We start from the raw sequence: 17,061 nt of genomic DNA, 5'->3' as shown, positions 1-17,061 counted from the left end.
CCTGATTATTTCATTAGAAAAATATTCAGCATTTTTTATTTATCTCGTTCATCTCAATAAAAATATCTCGTTGATCATCAGGTGGATATGGATTAATTTAAAATTATTAATATTGCATCTCTTATGATGAGCTATAAGTAATCGTAAATAAAGGTCATATTTTCGCCGGCTTAAGTGGTATATTTTCAAAATCTGAGTCGTAATTTTGGGATATTGGATCGGATTTTGAATGACTAAAAGAAAGCAGGAGGTATTACATGGAAAAGACTTTTAATAGATTTTACACACCATCATGTAAAAAAATTGAAGGATTCTGATGAAGCTGATTTCGTCCCGGAAAGAGATTAAATAATTTAGACTAAACGATAAAAAACTTGAAAAAGAAGATTTTGTACTTTATGCCCGACTGTCCTACAGAAGGGAAGGCAGGGAATATTACCAGGTGCATACAAATGTTAGAATTTTTGAATGATTCTTCTGAATATAATGAAGTTGATTTCTTATCTGTCAGTGATTGGGGAACATGGACACCCACTTCCACAAAGGCTTTTCATGACCTGTATCCAAACATTAATCTTATCCTTACCAACAGAAAAATTGATAAGAAAAAGCACCCTGTAAAATCTGTTTTTTTCTATAAAATTCCCAACTTCTTACCCAAATTATTAAGAGGAATTACGATTGATATCTCCAACCCTTTTCTGAATAAGAAAGTGACTAAAATTCTGAATGCCAAAAAGTATGATAAAATTATTATCAGCTATGCATCGTGGAGCAGCCTGGTTGACAGATTGGCGTACAAAAGTTATCTGATACTGGATTCTCACGATTTTATTACTGCTCAGTCCCGGAATAAAATCAACAGAATCGGAAAGCTTTTCCAGTCAGAAGTAAAAGCCATGAGAAAGTTTGATGAAATCTGGACTTTCTCGGTAGAAGAAAGATATATTTTTGAGCAGTTTACCGATAGTAAGGTTGTTCATATACCCGTATCTTTTCCTCAAAAAGCGTTAAATCCGCTGAAGCAGGATTATAAATACGATGTAGTCTATGTTGCCAGTAATAACCCGCATAATGTCAATAGCATTAATTGGTTTTTAGAAAAAGTTTTACCTTATTTAAAAGATAATATTAAAATTCATGTTATCGGCAAGGTAGGAAAGGAAATTAAAAAAGAATATCCTAACGTGATTATACATGGAATGGTTGACGACTTGCAGGAGTTTTATGACAATGCAAGAATAACAATCTGCCCGATGTTAAGTGGAACAGGTGTAAAAATTAAAGTCCTGGAGTCTTTGAGTAATAATTTACCTGTTGTGACCAATACCCGCGGTGTAGACGGTCTTTCACAGAAAAATGACAACGGTTGTCTGGTAACTGATGATGCAAAAGAATTCGCTGAATATATAGAAATCCTTTTGAAAAATGATGAGCTGTATGATGATCTAAGGCAGAAAGCCCATGAATTCGTTAAAAATAACCACAGTCTAGAAAAAGAAACCGTTTTCTTTAAAAACAAATTTTCTTAAAAATTTTCCGTTATTAGTATATGGTAAAAATCTTAATTGATCTTGAACGTCTCAGATACCCCAACTCAGGAATTGCAAATGTCTTTCGAAACCTCGCTAAGGGTTTGCAGGAAAATAATTCTAAGTTTGAAATATCTTATTTCGGAGATAAAGAACAGCTTGAAAAGTTTGGATCTGAAGCAAAATGTGTCTTCTGGAGTAAAACACACCGTTTCTTCGAACGTTTTAGTGGAGAGTTTGACCTTATTCATGTAAGTCATCAGCTTTCTTCATATTTTCATCGAAATTACAAGAATACCATAAAAGTTGTGACTCTTCACGATCTGAATTTTTTACATGAAAATCTTACAGAATCCAAAAAAAGGAGAATGCTCGGGAAAGTAAGGAATAATGTGAAAAATGCAGATTATATTGTCTGTATTTCAGAGTATGCAAAAGAGAACCTGATTCAGAATAAAGACCTTTTTACACTTAATAAGCTGAAAGATGTAGTCGTGATTCACAACGGAATACACCTTCCTGACAACAGAGAATATCATTTAGGAAAATACAGCTTTCTAAAAAATAAAAAATATATACTCAACATCGGAGTGCTGTTCAATAAAAAGAATCAATTGACTCTTGTTGAAATGTTACCTTATATCGAGGATGATCTTGTACTGATTGCATCGGATGAAAAACAGCCTTATGCAGATGAGGTCCGGGATAGGATTAAAGAATTAAACCTTGAACAAAGAGTTCATATTCTGAAGAATCTTTCCGAGGAAGAAAAATATGCCGTAATTCAGCATGCTGATGCCATGTGTCATCCATCCATAGCAGAAGGTTTTGGGATTCCGCCTATTGAAGCAATGGCTTTCGGAAAACCTGTTTTTCTTTCAAAATATACAAGCCTTCCGGAAATCGGCGGTGATAAGGCATTTTATTTTAACAGTTTTGATCCCAAAGAAATGGCGGATTTATTTAAAGAAAAGATGGCCCTGTATAATACTCATAAAAAAGAAATGAGTCTGGAAATAAAAAATTGGACAAAACAGTATAGCTATACCGAGATGTCCAATAATTATCTTAGGTTTTACGAAAAAGTTCTTGGAAGAAATTAATTTTTATATTCCAGGAACGTTTTTTCAATAATTTTTATACAATCAAGAAGTTGCTCCTCTGTGATGACCAATGGTGGTGCCAGTCTGATGATATTACCATGCGTCGGCTTAGCCAGAAGACCGTTTTCTTTCAGTTGTAAACAAAGATTCCATGCCGTAGAGCTTTCCGGAGTATCATTGATGAGAATGGCATTTAAAAGGCCTTTTCCTCTTACTTTGGTAATAAGATCTGTCTTGGCCATAAGCTTTTCAACTTCACTTCTGAATAACTGCCCCAGTTCTTCTGCTCTTTCAGATAATTTTTCATCAGCTACGACATCCAGAGCAGCTACCGCTACAGCACAGGCAATAGGGTTTCCTCCAAACGTAGAACCATGTTGTCCGGGCTTAATTACATTCATAATAGAATCATTGGCCAAAACTGCAGATACAGGATACATTCCTCCTGAAAGGGCTTTCCCCAAGATCAAAATATCCGGCTGTACATCTTCATGGTGACAAGCGATCAGTCTTCCCGTTCTTGCAATACCTGTCTGTACTTCATCAGCAATGAAAAGGACGTTATGTTTTTTACATAGTTCGGAAGCATTTTTAAGGAAGTTTTCATCCGGAACATATACTCCGGCTTCCCCTTGAATAGGCTCTACCAAGAATGCTGCAATATTTCCTGCTTCTCTGTTCAGAACTTCTTCCAATGCTGCAATGTCATTATAAGGAATTTTAATAAATCCGGGAGTGAAAGGTCCGTAATTCTGGTTGGCATCCGGATCATTAGAGAAAGAAACGATAGTCGTGGTTCTTCCATGGAAGTTGTTTTCACAAACAATGATTTTCGCTGCGTTTTCAGAAATTCCTTTTACTTCATAGCTCCATTTTCTGGCAAGTTTTACTGCCGTTTCCACAGCCTCAGCCCCGGAGTTCATCGGTAAAACTTTATCAAACCCGAAAAGAGTGGTGATTTTTTGTTCGTATTCCCCTAATTTAGAGTTGTAGAAAGCTCTTGACGTTAAAGCCAGCTTCTGTGCCTGCTCTACCAATGCACCAACAATTTTAGGGTGAGAATGCCCCTGGTTTACAGCAGAATATGCTGAAAGAAAATCATAATACCTTTTGCCCTCTACATCCCACACGAAAACACCTTCTCCACGATCCAGAACTACTGGAAGAGGGTGGTAGTTGTGTGCGCCGTGTTTGTCTTCAAGGTCAATAAAATACTGTGAGTTTTTTGTTGTTTCTGCTGTTGACATATGTTTTGATTTTTCACAAATTTAAGCAATATTAATGAGATGATTGAACCAAAACCTAATGAGGTCAACTGATAGAATTGAAGTAAATTTTGAGGCTTAATAAACTCGTAAAACAAAATATTTTCTTTGTTAATGAAGCGTTATAGGTAATATATCTTTATGGAAAAGTTTTTCTCCGGATTAACTTTTCATTATTTTTTTGCATAAAAAATCCGCCTTTACGCAAGACGGAATTTTATGTAAATGAAGATGTATATACAATCAGTTGGAAGCCAAAACTACTTTATGCGTGTTGATATACTGATCAACATAAGCTTTAAGCTCAGCTTTTTTAGCAGGATCATTTACCAGATCATAAATGAGCATCAAACCGTTAGGGCCAAAATCTACTAAAACGGAATTGTCCTTAGTGACGGTACTTTGCCAGGCGCCGATGTTGGCCTTTGGTGAAGTGTTTTCAAGGTTAATGATTTGAGCAAAACCTTTTGATTTATCACCTCCTATCGTTCTGTAGAATAATTTTTTGTCATAATTTTTTGCAGCTTCTTTAAGATCTTCCTCACTTGATACCTGCGAGCTTAAAGTATTGACAGCAGTTATAACACCCACTCTTGCAGCAAGCTGACGATCATTATTTGTAGTTTTAGCCTGGAATACAACATCTATTTTGGCTCCGATGTAAATATCTTTAGCAACGTGGGTACCATAGTTCTCTACAATTTGTTGAGGACTTCTGGTCTCAATATCCTTTATAAACTCAGGAGTCAAATAGTTGGCCAGCAACTCTGAGGTTGCGTTCACTCTGTATCTTTTCTGCTTGATGATTGTATTGTAGCTCCCATAAATATATTGAGAGTCGAAAGCATTCGTATTTGCGGCAAGTGATCCTTTGAAAGGATTTGATATCGTTTTACCATACAATGGAAACTCATAAACGGTATTAACCTTTCCTGACAGCAACTTTGAATAGGCGGCAGCATCTGCACCGTATTCCTCGATGTTTTCATAAGAACCAACGGTTTCATCCAATAGTCTTGAACTGTTTTCCGTTTTAAATTTATCAATATTAATAACCTTAGATCCTGCATAGTTGGCGTTGGCATATTCTCCGGTCACATCGTATCCGTATCCTAATGCGTTATAAGTCCCGAATTCTCTGTTCGTTTCAGGTTGTATGGGATTTTCAGTTTCAGGTGCTGGAGGATCCAGGGTGTCATCATTTGAGCATGAAGACATAGAAATCATAAGGAAGGCACTCATGCCTAACAAAACTTGTTTTTTCATAGGTTTATTAGTTTTTCGAAATAATGATTAAAAATAATATTAAATCAAAAACCGTGAAAGTAAAGAGATGTGATAAAAATCAGAGTTACTGTGCGGGTGCTATGGTATGGCAAAAAAAACTGCTTCATTGCTGAAGCAGTTTTAATGGTATTTAAGGATAATTCTAGTGATTATCATATTTTCTGTCCATTACAAAATCCTCCATGAATTTTGTAGTGTAGTTTCCTGCAAGATAATCTTCATTATCCATCAGTTGTCTGTGGAAAGGAATAGTAGTTTTTACTCCTTCAATATAAAATTCCTCAAGCGCACGTCTCATTTTTGCAATGGCTTCCTCACGGGTCTGGGCCGTAGTGATAAGCTTAGCAATCATAGAGTCGTAGTTGGAAGGGATTGTATATCCGGAATAAACGTGAGTATCTACTCTGATTCCGTGTCCTCCAGGGATATTTAATCCTGTGATTTTTCCCGGAGACGGTCTGAAGTCTGCATAAGGATCTTCTGCATTGATTCTACACTCGATTGAATGTAATTTCGGGTAATAGTTGATTCCTGAAATAGGAGTTCCCGCAGCAAGAAGAATTTGTTCTCTGATCAGGTCATAATCAATTACCTGCTCAGTAATAGGGTGCTCTACCTGGATTCTTGTATTCATTTCCATGAAATAGAAATTTCTGTGCTTGTCTACAAGGAATTCGATCGTTCCTACACCTTCGTATCCAATGAATTCTGCTGCTTTTACAGCTGCTTCACCCATTTTTTCACGAAGTTCATCTGTCATGAAAGGAGAAGGTGTTTCTTCGGTTAATTTCTGATTTCTTCTCTGTACAGAACAGTCTCTTTCAGAAAGGTGGCAGGCTTTACCGAATTGGTCACCGGCAACCTGAATCTCGATGTGTCTTGGTTCTTCAATCAGTTTTTCCATATACATACCTCCGTTCCCAAAGGCAGCTACGGCTTCCTGGATAGCAGACTCCCAGTGGTCTTTAAGGTCTTCAGCTTTCCAAACTGCTCTCATCCCTTTACCACCACCACCGGCAGTTGCCTTAATCATTACCGGATATCCGGTTTCTTCAGCAACTTTTACCGCGTGTTCGTAAGATTCGATCAACCCGTCAGAACCCGGTACGCAAGGTACTCCTGCTGCTTTCATGGTAGCTTTGGCATTGGCCTTGTCTCCCATTTTTTCGATCTGCTCAGGAGAAGCACCGATAAATTTGATCCCGTTTTTCTGGCAGATTCTTGAGAAATTAGCATTCTCAGATAAGAATCCGTAACCAGGGTGAATGGCATCAGCATTGGTGATTTCTGCAGCAGCAATAATGTTAGGAATTTTAAGGTATGAGTCTTTACTCATAGCAGGACCAATACAAACCGCCTCGTCAGCAAATCTTACATGAAGACTGTCTTTATCTGCAGTAGAATATACCGCAACGGTTTTGATTCCCATTTCTTTACAAGTACGTAAAATACGCATTGCAATTTCGCCACGATTGGCTATTAATATTTTTTTGAACATCTTCTTCAATTTGAAAATTAGATAATTTGAAAATTAGATAATGTTATTTTAATGTAGAATTTAATCTAACATCTAATGTCTAACATCTAACTTCTAAATTAAGATGGATCTACTAAGAATAATGGTTGGTCGTATTCTACAGGAGTAGCATCGTCCACTAAAATTTTAACGATTTTTCCGCTGATTTCAGATTCAATCTGGTTGAATAATTTCATCGCTTCAATTACGCAAACTACTTTGCCTACTGAAACTTCGTCCCCTACATTTACAAATACATCCTTGTCCGGAGATGGCTTTCTGTAGAAAGTACCGATCATTGGTGATTTGATAGTTACATATTTGCTATCATCAGATGCTGCTTCAGCCTTTTCAGCAGGTACAGCTGCAGGAGTAGCAACAGGTGCCGGAGCAGCAGCTGCCTGAGGAGCAGTGTGGTATACTGCAGGTTGTGCGTAAACAGCATCGCTTCCAGCTAATGGAGTTTTAATAGTGATTTCGAAATCTTTAGTTTTGTACTTCACCTCTGATACTTCAGCCTTAGATACAAACTTAATAAGATTTTGTATGTCTTTAATGTCCATAAATTTGATATTTGATTTTGGGTCAAAGATACCAAAAAAACGTAAAAAACAATAAAAAACCGTCCAAATTTAACAATTTTGGACGGTTTTTGTATTAAAATGAGGTTTTTTTGAAAATTCCTCGCTTAGTTTTCTTCAGTAGTTGCTACTTCTTTTTCCAATACTACTTTACCTCTGTAGTAAAGTTTTCCTTCATGCCAGTGAGCTCTGTGGTAAAGGTGAAGTTCACCAGTTGTTGCATCTTTAGCTAATTGAGGAACTACAGCTTTGTAGTGAGTTCTTCTCTTATCTCTTCTTGTAGACGACTGTCTTCTCTTTGGATGTGCCATTTTGTAATAACTTTTTTAATTGATGAGCGATGAGATTCATCATCTCATCATATTTAAATTATTTTATTTAATTATTGTCTTTTAATTTTCTCAAAGCATCCCATCTCGGGTCACTTTCATGTTCTCTTTCTTCCTCTTCCTCAATTTCCTGAGGGCTGAACTGATCAAGGATTTTAAGATCTTCATCGCTTACATTCGGTGAAATCTTTTTCATGGGAATGGATAGCATTACATTCTCATAAATCAAATGGGCCACATTGAAAGCGTGATCACTGGTCGGAATCGTAATAACATCTTCATTGCTGTCATCATATTCTTCCCCGAAATTCACCAGAATCTTAATTTCATTCTCAATAGGATAGTCGAAGTTTTCATTTGTAATATCACAAACCAATTCAACATCTCCTTTTATTTTAATCTCAAATTCTAAGAACGTAGTGTGTTTATCAAGTAAAACAGCCACTTCTATTCTAGGATTTGTAAATTCCTGCTCAGTGTCAAATAATTGAAAGAACGTTTTATCTATCTCAAACTTGAACTCGTGTTTTCCGTTTTTAAGTCCGGAAAAGCTTACGTCATAGTTTCTTAACTTGTCCATAAAATGAGTGTGCAAAAATATGCATTTTTTTTATAATAACAAATAAAATCTGCAACAAATTAAATTTAAATTTGTTTTAAAGATTTATGCTTCAGTTTCCTCCGGTAGATCTTCATCTATTCCGTTGTCTACAGCCATTTTTCTTGGTTGAAGACGATTGGTCATCAGATCGTTATATTCACTTCTGTTTCTGAAAACTTTAATAGCCGTGAAAATAGCTTCTGTAAAACTCTGCTCATCAGCAATGTTTTTCCCCGCAATGTCATAGGCAACTCCGTGATCCGGAGAAGTTCTGATAAAAGGAAGTCCTGCTGTATAATTTACTCCTTCTTCATAAGCCAGTGTTTTGAATGGTGCCAATCCCTGGTCATGGTACATCGCCAGCACAGCATCAAAATTTTTATACTTACCCGGTTGGAAGAAACTATCTGCCGGGAATGGCCCGAAAGTCAGGATCCCGTTGTCAGAAAGCTCTTTAATAGCCGGAGAAATAATTTCAATTTCTTCATTTCCGATTACTCCACCGTCTCCTGCGTGTGGATTTAATCCCAATACGGCTATCTTGGGTTTTTGAATACAGAAATCTTCAATTAGAGTCTGATTCAGTACCCTGATCTGTTTCTTGATCTTTTCTTTAGAAATATTTTCTGCAACCTGTGCAATAGGGATATGATGAGTAGAAACGGCCACCTTAAGTTCTTCAGTTACCAGGAACATCAATCCTTTTTTATTGAACTTTTCTTCAAAATAGCCGGTGTGTCCTGCATGTTTGAATCCCATTTTTACCATTTCATCTTTATTGATGGGTGCGGTTACAAGAACATCAATATCTCCTTTTATTAAAGCTTCTGTAGCAGCTTCCAGAGAATCAATCGCCATTTTTGTAGATTCTTCCGTAGGAACTCCCAGTTCTACATTAACGTTTTCTTTGGTAAGGTTCACCATATTAAGCTTTCCTGCCTGCGCTTGCGAAGCTTCGTTAACGTAGTTGAAGTTAAGATTCAGTTTGAAAATATTTTTCTGATAAGTGAATAACTTTCCCGAACCAAAAATTACAGGCGTGAAAAAATCCGTAATAGTTTTGTCTTTCAGAGACTTCATAATGATCTCCGGACCGATGCCATTGAAATCACCAATTGAAATTCCTACTCGTACTTTATGGTTTTTTGGGCTCATTTTGATTATCTTTGAAGATTATAATTTACAAATTTAGCAAAAAATAATATGTTCACAGGAATTATTGAAGCAGTTGGCGTTATTGAGAAGATTGAAGAGAAAGGAAGCAATATAGATTTTACCTTAACATGCCCTTTTACCAACGAACTAAAAATTGATCAGAGCCTTGCCCACAACGGTTGTTGTCTTACCGTTGTTGAGATTAAAGAAAACCAATATGTAGTGACGGCGATCAATGAAACGTTAGAAAAAACAAATCTCGGAAAATGGGAGTTGGGTAGCGTTGTAAATCTTGAGCGTTGTATGAAAATGGATGGAAGATTAGATGGCCATATCGTTCAGGGACATGTTGATAAGACCGGAGAGGTTGTTGGGATTGAAAATAAAGACGGAAGCTATTTTATTACCATGAAATATGAAGCTGACGGCAATTTTGTGACCGTTCCTCAGGGATCAATTACCGTAAACGGAATCAGCCTTACAGTGGCGAAAAGCGAAGACGCTCAGTTTTCAGTGGCCATCATTCCTTATACATGGGAATTTACCAATATGAAACATTTGAAAATTGGTGATAAAGTAAATTTAGAATTTGACATCATTGGTAAGTATATTGCTAGGTTAATTAAAAAGTAGGATGTCGATTAATAAATATAAAGGATATAGTTTAAGAAACCCGCGTCTTTTTTGGCTTTCTGTTAGTTTGCTTTTTGAGTGTTGTTGCCACATCGCTTGTTCCTTATTTTGTTTTGAGGAACAATTCACTACAGCAAAGCAATATCGAAATGCAGGAAAAAACCAATGCCGTTATGAGGTATCTGGATTATGCAGTCAGCCGTACATTGGTGAAAACAGAAGACCTGCCGAAAGTTTTGGGAAATAAAATTTTCGAAATAGCAGATATCAACCAGCATGATATTGTCATTTATGATTTAAAAGGGAATTACCTTCTTTCTAATAAAGATGAGAGCCTCATTGATCAGAAAACAATCCCTTTAGATATTATCAACAGGATTCTGGCTACCGATGCAAGGGTAGATATGACCCGGTATGATGCTCGTAAAGATGCCAAACTTACTTCCTCTTATCTGCTTTTGAAAAATAATGAGCTCGAGCCGATAGGAGTTGTTTATATTCCTTTATATCATAACGAATCTGCTTATTTGGAGGTTCTTCATCAGTATGTTAAATATATTCTGTTAGTTGATATATTCCTTATTCTATTCAGTGTCTGGATCAGTTGGGTAACCTCGAACAGCCTGGCAAAAACCATTACCAAATTTTCTGATATGATAACCCGTATTACATTATTTGAAAATGAAATGCGTCCGATCAGATATTATAAGAATGACGAGCTGAATGCCCTGGCAAGAGCTTACAACCGAATGATTCTTCAGATTCAGGATCAGAAAGAAAGACTTAGGTTTAAAGCGTCGGAAGAAGCCTGGAGAGAAATGGCCAAACAGGTTGCCCACGAGGTGAAAAATCCACTTACTCCTATGAAGCTGACGATTCAGAACTTTGAAAGGAAATTTGATCCCGAAGATCCTAATATCAAAGAAAGAGTTAAGCTGATGAGTAAAACAATGGTAGACCAGATTGATCTGATTGCCACCGTAGCCTCGGCGTTTTCAGAATTTGCAAAGCTTCCTGAAAAAAATAACGAAGTGATTAACCTGAATACAGAGGTTGAGGATATTCTGCGCGTTTTTAATGATGACAGTATTTTTATGCATGCTAACAAGAGCAATATTATGATTAATATGGATAGGATTTATCTCTCCAGAATCATTACTAATCTTGTGACCAATGCTAAGCAGGCAGAAAGCGATGAAAGAAAACTGATCATCAATGTAGATGTGGAACAACATCAGAGAAGGGTGATTATCTCTGTTCAGGACAACGGTATCGGTATTGCTGAAAATATGTACGAAAGAATCTTTGAACCCAATTTTACCTCCAAAAACAGTGGGATGGGCCTTGGATTATCCATGGTAAGAAAAATGATTGAAGATTATAAAGGGGAAATTTCTGTGAAATCAGAACTGGGGAAGGGATCCACATTTATCATTACATTACCCACCAATTTATAGTGAAACCTTTTACATTTAAACAATTCGAAATCCGGCAGTCTAAAGACGTCTTCCGGGTAGGAACAGACGGGGTATTGCTTGGTGCAATGTGTGATGTATCCGAAGCTTTTAAAGTATTGGAAGTGGGTACCGGAACAGGATTGATTTCATTGATGCTGGCGCAGCGGAATTCTCGTGCTGACTTTTTAGGATTGGATATTAATGAGGAAGCTGTAGCTCTTACTAAAGTTAATTTCGAAAATTCACCGTTTCATAGCAGGCTGAAAAATATCTTTCAGGATTTTAAAACTTTTACAACTGAAGAAAGGTTTGATGTGATTGTTTCCAATCCTCCTTATTTTGAAGAATCGGGCTCTGAAAAAGATAAAGTGGCCAGGCAGACTGTAGAGCTCAATTTCGGGCAGTTAATAAGCACGGCTGTCCGGTTTTTATCAGTAAAAGGAATTCTTTCCGTTATTATTCCGGCTGAAGCCGGAGAGGTCTTTATTTCGTTGGCTGAAAAACACGCACTGTTTTTACATCGCAGAATTAATATCACCGGAATTGAAAACTCTAAGGTTAAAAGACTTGTTCTGGAATTTTCGTTGAAAGAAAGAATGTTGGAAGAAGCTGAGTTTATTATAGAAAAAAGTCCGAGACAATACTCGGACCCATATCTTGAACTCACAAAAGAGTTTCATGTTTTTAAATAGACAGGTGATCAGTTTTAGGTCACTTTTTTATTCAAATAGTTCGGCAGTATCCAGCACAGATACCTTTCCATCTTCACATCTGATCGCTTCCCCCGGGAAATTTTGAATCATGTGATAATCATGTGTTGCCATTACTACTGCAGCTCCGTTTTCAAGGGCAACCTGCTTTAATAGCGTCATAATTTCGTTGGACGTTTCAGGGTCAAGATTTCCTGTCGGCTCATCTGCCAGAATAAGGTCAGGATGATTAAGCAGTGCTCTTGCGATGGCAATACGCTGTTGTTCTCCCCCTGAAAGTTCGTGCGGCATTTTGTGCTTTTTGCTTTTCATGTTCACGCTTCCCAGAACGTCATTGATGCGGTCTTCCATTTTCACTTTGTCGCTCCATCCGGTTGCTTCAAGCACAAACTTTAGGTTTTTTTCAACAGTTCTGTCTGAAAGCAACTGGAAATCCTGAAATACAATCCCCAGTTTTCTTCGGAGATTGGGAATATCCGAAGGTTTAAGTTTTGCCAGGTCAAACCCTACAACGGCTCCATGTCCTGATGCTAAAGGAATATGCCCGTAAAGCGTCTTCAGAAGGGAGCTTTTTCCGGAACCTGTTTTTCCGATAAGATAGCAGAATCTACCTTTTTTAATATTTAGATTCACATCAGAAAGAACAGTAAAGTTTTTTTGTGCAATTTTAGCGTGTTGTAAACTTATAATATTGTCACCGGAGATATTTGTATGTGGCATAATTTAATTTTAAAGGCTGTTTCTAACAAAAATTTTTCAAATTTTAAAAATAGAAAAAAGATGCCTATACAACCTAAATTTTAGTAAATTTTAACAACAAAAAATGCTTGAAAAGCAACTTCTCAAGCATGATTTGTATATGATAATAAAAAGATTATCTCTTAGCGCGTGCTGCACTAATAGTTAAACTCTTTCTGCCTTTAGCTCTTCTCGCAGCCAAAACTCTTCTTCCATTTGGCGTAGACATTCTTTCTCTGAAACCGTGTTTGTTTCTTCTCTTTCTTTCTGATGGCTGGAATGTTCTTTTACTCATTACTATATGTTTAAATCGTAATTAATCTATTAATTTTCAGGTTGCAAAGATATAGAATTTTTTATAAGATACAAACTTTAATTATCTTTTTTTGAAAATATTTGAAATGTTTTTTAATCAAACATTTTAAAACCCTGATGAGAAACCCAATTCTCTGTGCAAAAATAATATGTAAATGATTTATATAAAAGCTCTATCTTTGAAAACTTAAATTTTAACGAAAAGGAACACAAGATGTTTACACCAGCAGAACTTTTAGATATCAATACATTACTTACACCGGAAAACAAAATAGTTATTCTTACCCATTATAATCCGGATGGGGATGCTATCGGTTCCAGTCTGGGATTAAAACATTATCTGAAAGCAAAAGGAATCTTTGCAGAAGTCATTGTCCCGAATGATTTTCCTAAATTTCTGAAATGGATGCCGGAATCTAAAAAGGTAATCATTGCCGAATACAAAAGAAAGCTGGCTGCCGATATGATTGCTGCTGCAGATGTGATTTTCTGTTTGGATTTTAATTCTCCGTCAAGGATCGGATTGTTGGGAGACTGGTTGGTAAAGGCATCAGGGAAGAAAATTCTTATTGATCACCATCAGCAGCCGGAAAAATTTGATTTTGTGTATTCCGATACGGTAATTCCTGCTACATCGCAGATGATATACCATTTCATTGAAGCGTTGGAAGATGAAAAATTGGTAAATCAGGATATTGCAGAATGTCTTTATACCGGTATTATGACAGATACCGGAGGTTTCCGTTTTCGTTCTACCAGTGCCACTACCCACAGAATAATTGCCAACCTTATTGAAAATGGAGCTGATCCTGCCATGATCACTTCCAATACCTGGGATACCAATACTGTTTCAAGACTTCATCTTCTGGCCTTAGTGTTGGGAAGAATTGAAGTGGTGAATGAGGGGACGGTAGCGATATTAAGCCTCACAAGGAATGAACTTAAAGAGTTTGGTTTCCAGAAAGGAGATACAGAAGGCTTTGTCAATTATGGTTTGAGTATTGCGGGAGTCAAAATGTCTGCCTTCTTTATGGAAGATCTGTATGAAGATTTTGTTAAAATTTCGTTCAGAAGTAAAGATGATGTGGATGTAAACCAATTCTCCAGAAAATATTTTAACGGAGGAGGCCACATCAATGCGGCAGGAGGAAAATCCAATGATTCTTTGACGGGAACTATCGAAGTTTTCAAAAACAGATTAGCTGACGAAAAATTATAAAAGCAAAGAGATTGAATTGATGTTTTGTACATTGATTTTACTACTCTGATGCTTCAGTTCCGGAACTTTTACGATATCCTTTAAGCTCCAGCTCTGCACAAGTGTACTCATACACCTGCTGAAACATCTCGTTCATGTATTTCTTGTTGAAAAGGCTGAATTTGGTCATTTTTGGCGGATCAAGAAACAGATCGCAGTATTTTACTTTTGAATATACCGATTTTGCAATCGCCAAGTGGAGGATTCTGTCGAATTCCTTCATCAGGCTCATTTTGTTTAATTCATCATAACTGATGGAATTGACATGAGATGCGATCAGGAAATCACATTTGTCAATGATAGGTTCAATGGGTAAATTATCTAAAACACCTCCGTCTACATATATTTTGTCTCCCATCCTTACCGGAGGAAGAATGAATGGAACACTTGATGATGCCAGTAATGGGGCAAAAAGTTCGCCCTCAGAAAAGAAATCTACAATACCATGCGTCATTTCCGTGGCCGTTACGTAAACAGGGATTTTAAGAATATTAAAATTATCCTCAGGAAAATAGTCTTTGAAAAGTTTTAAAATAAAACTGGAGCTGAAAATTCCGTTTTTGGATAATTTTAATGCTGATCTTGAGAAAAAAGAAGTTTCCTTCACGATTTCCATCATTTCATCCGGCGTTTTCCCAAACGAATAGAAAGCGCCAATAATAGAACCTGCGCTTGTTCCTGAAATAATCTGAGGCTTAAGATTATATTCCTCCAAAGCTTTCAGTACAGCAATATGGGCAATTCCACGCATTCCTCCGCCTGAAAGTGTCAGTCCGATAACCTTTGGTTGCTTTTTTTGAACGAAAATAAACCCATTTTTTAAAATAATCCTTGACTAATATACTGGATTTGTTACAAACGGCTATGGCTCATCACATTCAGCATCGATTTTTAAGAAAAGGTTTTCAAATTCCTTGCTCATCTTTTCATCGTGAAGAGGATTGGGAATCTCGTCATTGGCACAATTTCCCCAGCCAAAAGTAATAAGGTCAATAATGGCATAGTCTCTTTTATCCGGCGAATTCAAATGATTGTTAAATTCATTCATAATGCGTTGCGGATTAGAATTTCGTCTGCTCATTTCCTCCCGGAGCTTTCTCCATTCCCGAACCATCTCATCGTCACCTGAATTTAAAGCCTTCGAAAAGTTCTGGCAGTTTTTGCCTGTAAGAAGCACAGCAGGATCGGAATAAGCTGAAACCTGCATTTTTTCCATGGCATATTGCTGGAGGAGGGCTTCGTACTTCATCTTTTTTATATTTTGCCAGTACGGAACATTTACTACCTTCAGGTTCTGAATAAGCTTTTTCTTATCGCTGAAATCTTTATCAAGTTTTGCAAGGATTTTGTCTTTATCACGTCTTACCAACTGTAAGTTATTAAGATCAAAAACGGAAGGGGTATCCAGTAAAGTGCCGCTCAGAGTATACCAGAGAGCATAAGTGCCTTCAATTTCTTCTCTTGAATATGTATTGGCATCATAATGCCCTTTGTTATCGCATAGCTCCGTAACAAAATGAAATATCTCTTCTTTAGGAGTATTGGATTTCACAGTATCCGCCGTTACGATTGCTTTTGAGGCAACCGTATCTGTCTGAATCGAACCGGCTGTCGGATTACTTTCTTTCTTACAGCTTAGAAACGCGAGTAATAGTAGTGAAGATATCGTAATTCTCATAATTTTCTAAAGTACCAGTTTTTTAGGGAGATTATGCAAAAGCTCGGTGTTGATAATTTCGGCACAGATGCCCGGTTTTTCCCAATGCCCGTTATGTCCGCAGTCTAAAATATATGATTTGATGTTTGTTCTGTCTGGTAAATTTTTGATCGTGACATCTGTTTTCACTGCATTATCGTGTTTTCCTGCCAATACTAAAATCTTAGCTTCCAGATTTTGCATGATATGCTGCTTGTCAGTTCTTTCTACCATTCCTTTTACACAAGCTAATGCTCCCATATTGTTTGTGGAAAGTGCTGTTTCCAGTGCTGTTTCAATTTTTCCTTCCAGGATATCTCTTTCGTTGGGGTTAAATAGGTTGGGAATTCCGGCTCTGGCATAGTGGGCAAAAGCATCTTTGATGATTCTGTAGCTTTTGATACGTTGCTGCTTCTTTTCCTCATCATCCGGAAAATAGGTTGAGAAAAATAAGGTAAGGCTTTTTAACGTATCAGGATATTTTTCAGCAAATGCCAGGGATACGTAGCCTCCCATAGAATGGCCCAGCAGATGTATTTTTTGCAAATGTTGGCTGTCTAAAACTTTTTTAACTTCTTCTGCCATCAGTTCCATGGTATGAACTTCTCCGAAAATTTCAGATTGACCATGACCGGGAAGGTCAATTTTTAAAAGGCTAAAATCTTTGGAAAGATGATGTTCCATATCACTCCAGATGGATAGGTTTTCCATAAAACCATGAAGCAATACCAATGTTTCTCGTCCGTTTCCTGTTCTCTCAAAATTTAGCATAATTTCAATTTTTATAGAAGGTTAAGAGAATCCCGTACCAATAAAATAAGATGTCCGGAATTCTCCTTTCAAATGTAAACAAAAAAGAGGAATACTTCCCAGCAGGAAAATTAT

General features: G+C 36.9%; 18 protein-coding genes. 6 read left to right on the top strand and 12 right to left on the bottom strand.

What is annotated here, in order from left to right:
- Window positions 1–374: 374 nt before the first annotated feature.
- Together H3Z85_05305 and H3Z85_05300 are read left to right on the top strand one after the other, a co-directional pair.
- The gene (locus tag H3Z85_05305; protein QPQ52834.1) at window positions 375–1,532 is read left to right on the top strand and encodes a glycosyltransferase family 4 protein; all 1,158 of its coding nucleotides are present in this window, start codon (window positions 375–377) and stop codon (window positions 1,530–1,532) included.
- Between the two features lie 20 nt (window positions 1,533–1,552).
- Window positions 1,553–2,635: a glycosyltransferase family 4 protein gene (locus H3Z85_05300; GenBank protein QPQ52833.1), complete on the top strand. Its 1,083-nt coding sequence runs from the start codon at window positions 1,553–1,555 to the stop codon at window positions 2,633–2,635.
- On the opposite strand, the gene rocD is transcribed toward H3Z85_05300, so the two are convergent.
- The 7 genes from rocD to pdxA all read right to left on the bottom strand — a co-directional run bounded on the left by rocD (window position 2,632) and on the right by pdxA (window position 9,369).
- Window positions 2,632–3,882: an ornithine--oxo-acid transaminase gene (gene rocD / locus H3Z85_05295; protein QPQ52832.1), complete on the bottom strand. Its 1,251-nt coding sequence runs from the start codon at window positions 3,880–3,882 to the stop codon at window positions 2,632–2,634. The genes H3Z85_05300 and rocD overlap by 4 nt on opposite strands.
- A 261-nt stretch (window positions 3,883–4,143) precedes the next feature.
- Window positions 4,144–5,166 carry a hypothetical protein gene (locus H3Z85_05290; protein QPQ52831.1) on the bottom strand — a complete coding sequence of 341 codons (1,023 nt, stop codon included), beginning with the start codon at window positions 5,164–5,166 and terminating at the stop codon, window positions 4,144–4,146.
- 163 nt (window positions 5,167–5,329) lie between these two features.
- Window positions 5,330–6,685 carry an acetyl-CoA carboxylase biotin carboxylase subunit gene (gene accC / locus H3Z85_05285; GenBank protein ID QPQ52830.1) on the bottom strand — a complete coding sequence of 452 codons (1,356 nt, stop codon included), beginning with the start codon at window positions 6,683–6,685 and terminating at the stop codon, window positions 5,330–5,332.
- Window positions 6,686–6,783: 98 nt separating this feature from the next.
- Complete coding sequence (accB, locus tag H3Z85_05280) at window positions 6,784–7,266, bottom strand: acetyl-CoA carboxylase biotin carboxyl carrier protein (protein ID QPQ52829.1); 483 nt, start codon at window positions 7,264–7,266, stop codon at window positions 6,784–6,786.
- A gap of 125 nt (window positions 7,267–7,391) precedes the next feature.
- On the bottom strand, window positions 7,392–7,595 hold the full coding sequence (rpmF, locus tag H3Z85_05275) for a 50S ribosomal protein L32 (protein QPQ52828.1): 204 nt from the start codon (window positions 7,593–7,595) through the stop codon (window positions 7,392–7,394).
- Window positions 7,596–7,662: 67 nt separating this feature from the next.
- Window positions 7,663–8,193: a DUF177 domain-containing protein gene (locus H3Z85_05270; GenBank protein QPQ52827.1), complete on the bottom strand. Its 531-nt coding sequence runs from the start codon at window positions 8,191–8,193 to the stop codon at window positions 7,663–7,665.
- A gap of 84 nt (window positions 8,194–8,277) precedes the next feature.
- Window positions 8,278–9,369, bottom strand: coding sequence for a 4-hydroxythreonine-4-phosphate dehydrogenase PdxA (gene pdxA, locus H3Z85_05265; GenBank protein QPQ52826.1), 1,092 nt, complete (start codon window positions 9,367–9,369; stop codon window positions 8,278–8,280).
- Window positions 9,370–9,417: 48 nt separating this feature from the next.
- On the opposite strand from pdxA, the gene H3Z85_05260 reads away from it, so the two are divergent.
- From H3Z85_05260 to H3Z85_05250, 3 genes are all read left to right on the top strand, one after another.
- Window positions 9,418–10,002: a riboflavin synthase gene (locus H3Z85_05260; GenBank protein QPQ52825.1), complete on the top strand. Its 585-nt coding sequence runs from the start codon at window positions 9,418–9,420 to the stop codon at window positions 10,000–10,002.
- Between the two features lie 149 nt (window positions 10,003–10,151).
- Window positions 10,152–11,459 (top strand): HAMP domain-containing histidine kinase, encoded by a 1,308-nt coding sequence (locus tag H3Z85_05255; GenBank protein QPQ52824.1) that lies wholly within the window; start codon window positions 10,152–10,154, stop codon window positions 11,457–11,459.
- Window positions 11,459–12,151 (top strand): methyltransferase, encoded by a 693-nt coding sequence (locus H3Z85_05250; protein QPQ52823.1) that lies wholly within the window; start codon window positions 11,459–11,461, stop codon window positions 12,149–12,151. The genes H3Z85_05255 and H3Z85_05250 overlap by 1 nt, the downstream gene beginning before the upstream one ends.
- Window positions 12,152–12,178: 27 nt before the next feature.
- Here the strand turns inward: H3Z85_05250 and H3Z85_05245 are convergent, their stop codons facing one another.
- Window positions 12,179–12,889: an ATP-binding cassette domain-containing protein gene (locus H3Z85_05245; protein QPQ52822.1), complete on the bottom strand. Its 711-nt coding sequence runs from the start codon at window positions 12,887–12,889 to the stop codon at window positions 12,179–12,181.
- A gap of 154 nt (window positions 12,890–13,043) precedes the next feature.
- Window positions 13,044–13,202, bottom strand: a complete 159-nt coding sequence (rpmH, locus tag H3Z85_05240; GenBank protein ID QPQ52821.1) for a 50S ribosomal protein L34 — start codon at window positions 13,200–13,202, stop codon at window positions 13,044–13,046.
- 234 nt (window positions 13,203–13,436) lie between these two features.
- Between rpmH and H3Z85_05235 the strand changes: the two genes are divergently transcribed.
- Window positions 13,437–14,441 carry a bifunctional oligoribonuclease/PAP phosphatase NrnA gene (locus tag H3Z85_05235; GenBank protein QPQ52820.1) on the top strand — a complete coding sequence of 335 codons (1,005 nt, stop codon included), beginning with the start codon at window positions 13,437–13,439 and terminating at the stop codon, window positions 14,439–14,441.
- Window positions 14,442–14,481: 40 nt separating this feature from the next.
- Here the strand turns inward: H3Z85_05235 and H3Z85_05230 are convergent, their stop codons facing one another.
- The 3 genes from H3Z85_05230 to H3Z85_05220 all read right to left on the bottom strand — a co-directional run bounded on the left by H3Z85_05230 (window position 14,482) and on the right by H3Z85_05220 (window position 16,947).
- Window positions 14,482–15,231: a patatin-like phospholipase family protein gene (locus H3Z85_05230; protein QPQ52819.1), complete on the bottom strand. Its 750-nt coding sequence runs from the start codon at window positions 15,229–15,231 to the stop codon at window positions 14,482–14,484.
- 111 nt (window positions 15,232–15,342) lie between these two features.
- Window positions 15,343–16,158, bottom strand: coding sequence for a hypothetical protein (locus tag H3Z85_05225; protein QPQ52818.1), 816 nt, complete (start codon window positions 16,156–16,158; stop codon window positions 15,343–15,345).
- A gap of 6 nt (window positions 16,159–16,164) precedes the next feature.
- Window positions 16,165–16,947, bottom strand: coding sequence for an alpha/beta hydrolase (locus tag H3Z85_05220; GenBank protein QPQ52817.1), 783 nt, complete (start codon window positions 16,945–16,947; stop codon window positions 16,165–16,167).
- Window positions 16,948–17,061: the final 114 nt, after the last annotated feature.

The sequence above is a fragment of the Chryseobacterium indologenes genome (assembly GCA_016025055.1).
Taxonomy (GTDB): Bacteria; Bacteroidota; Bacteroidia; order Flavobacteriales; family Weeksellaceae; genus Chryseobacterium; species Chryseobacterium indologenes.
This window is presented reverse-complemented; position numbering and strand designations above follow the sequence as displayed.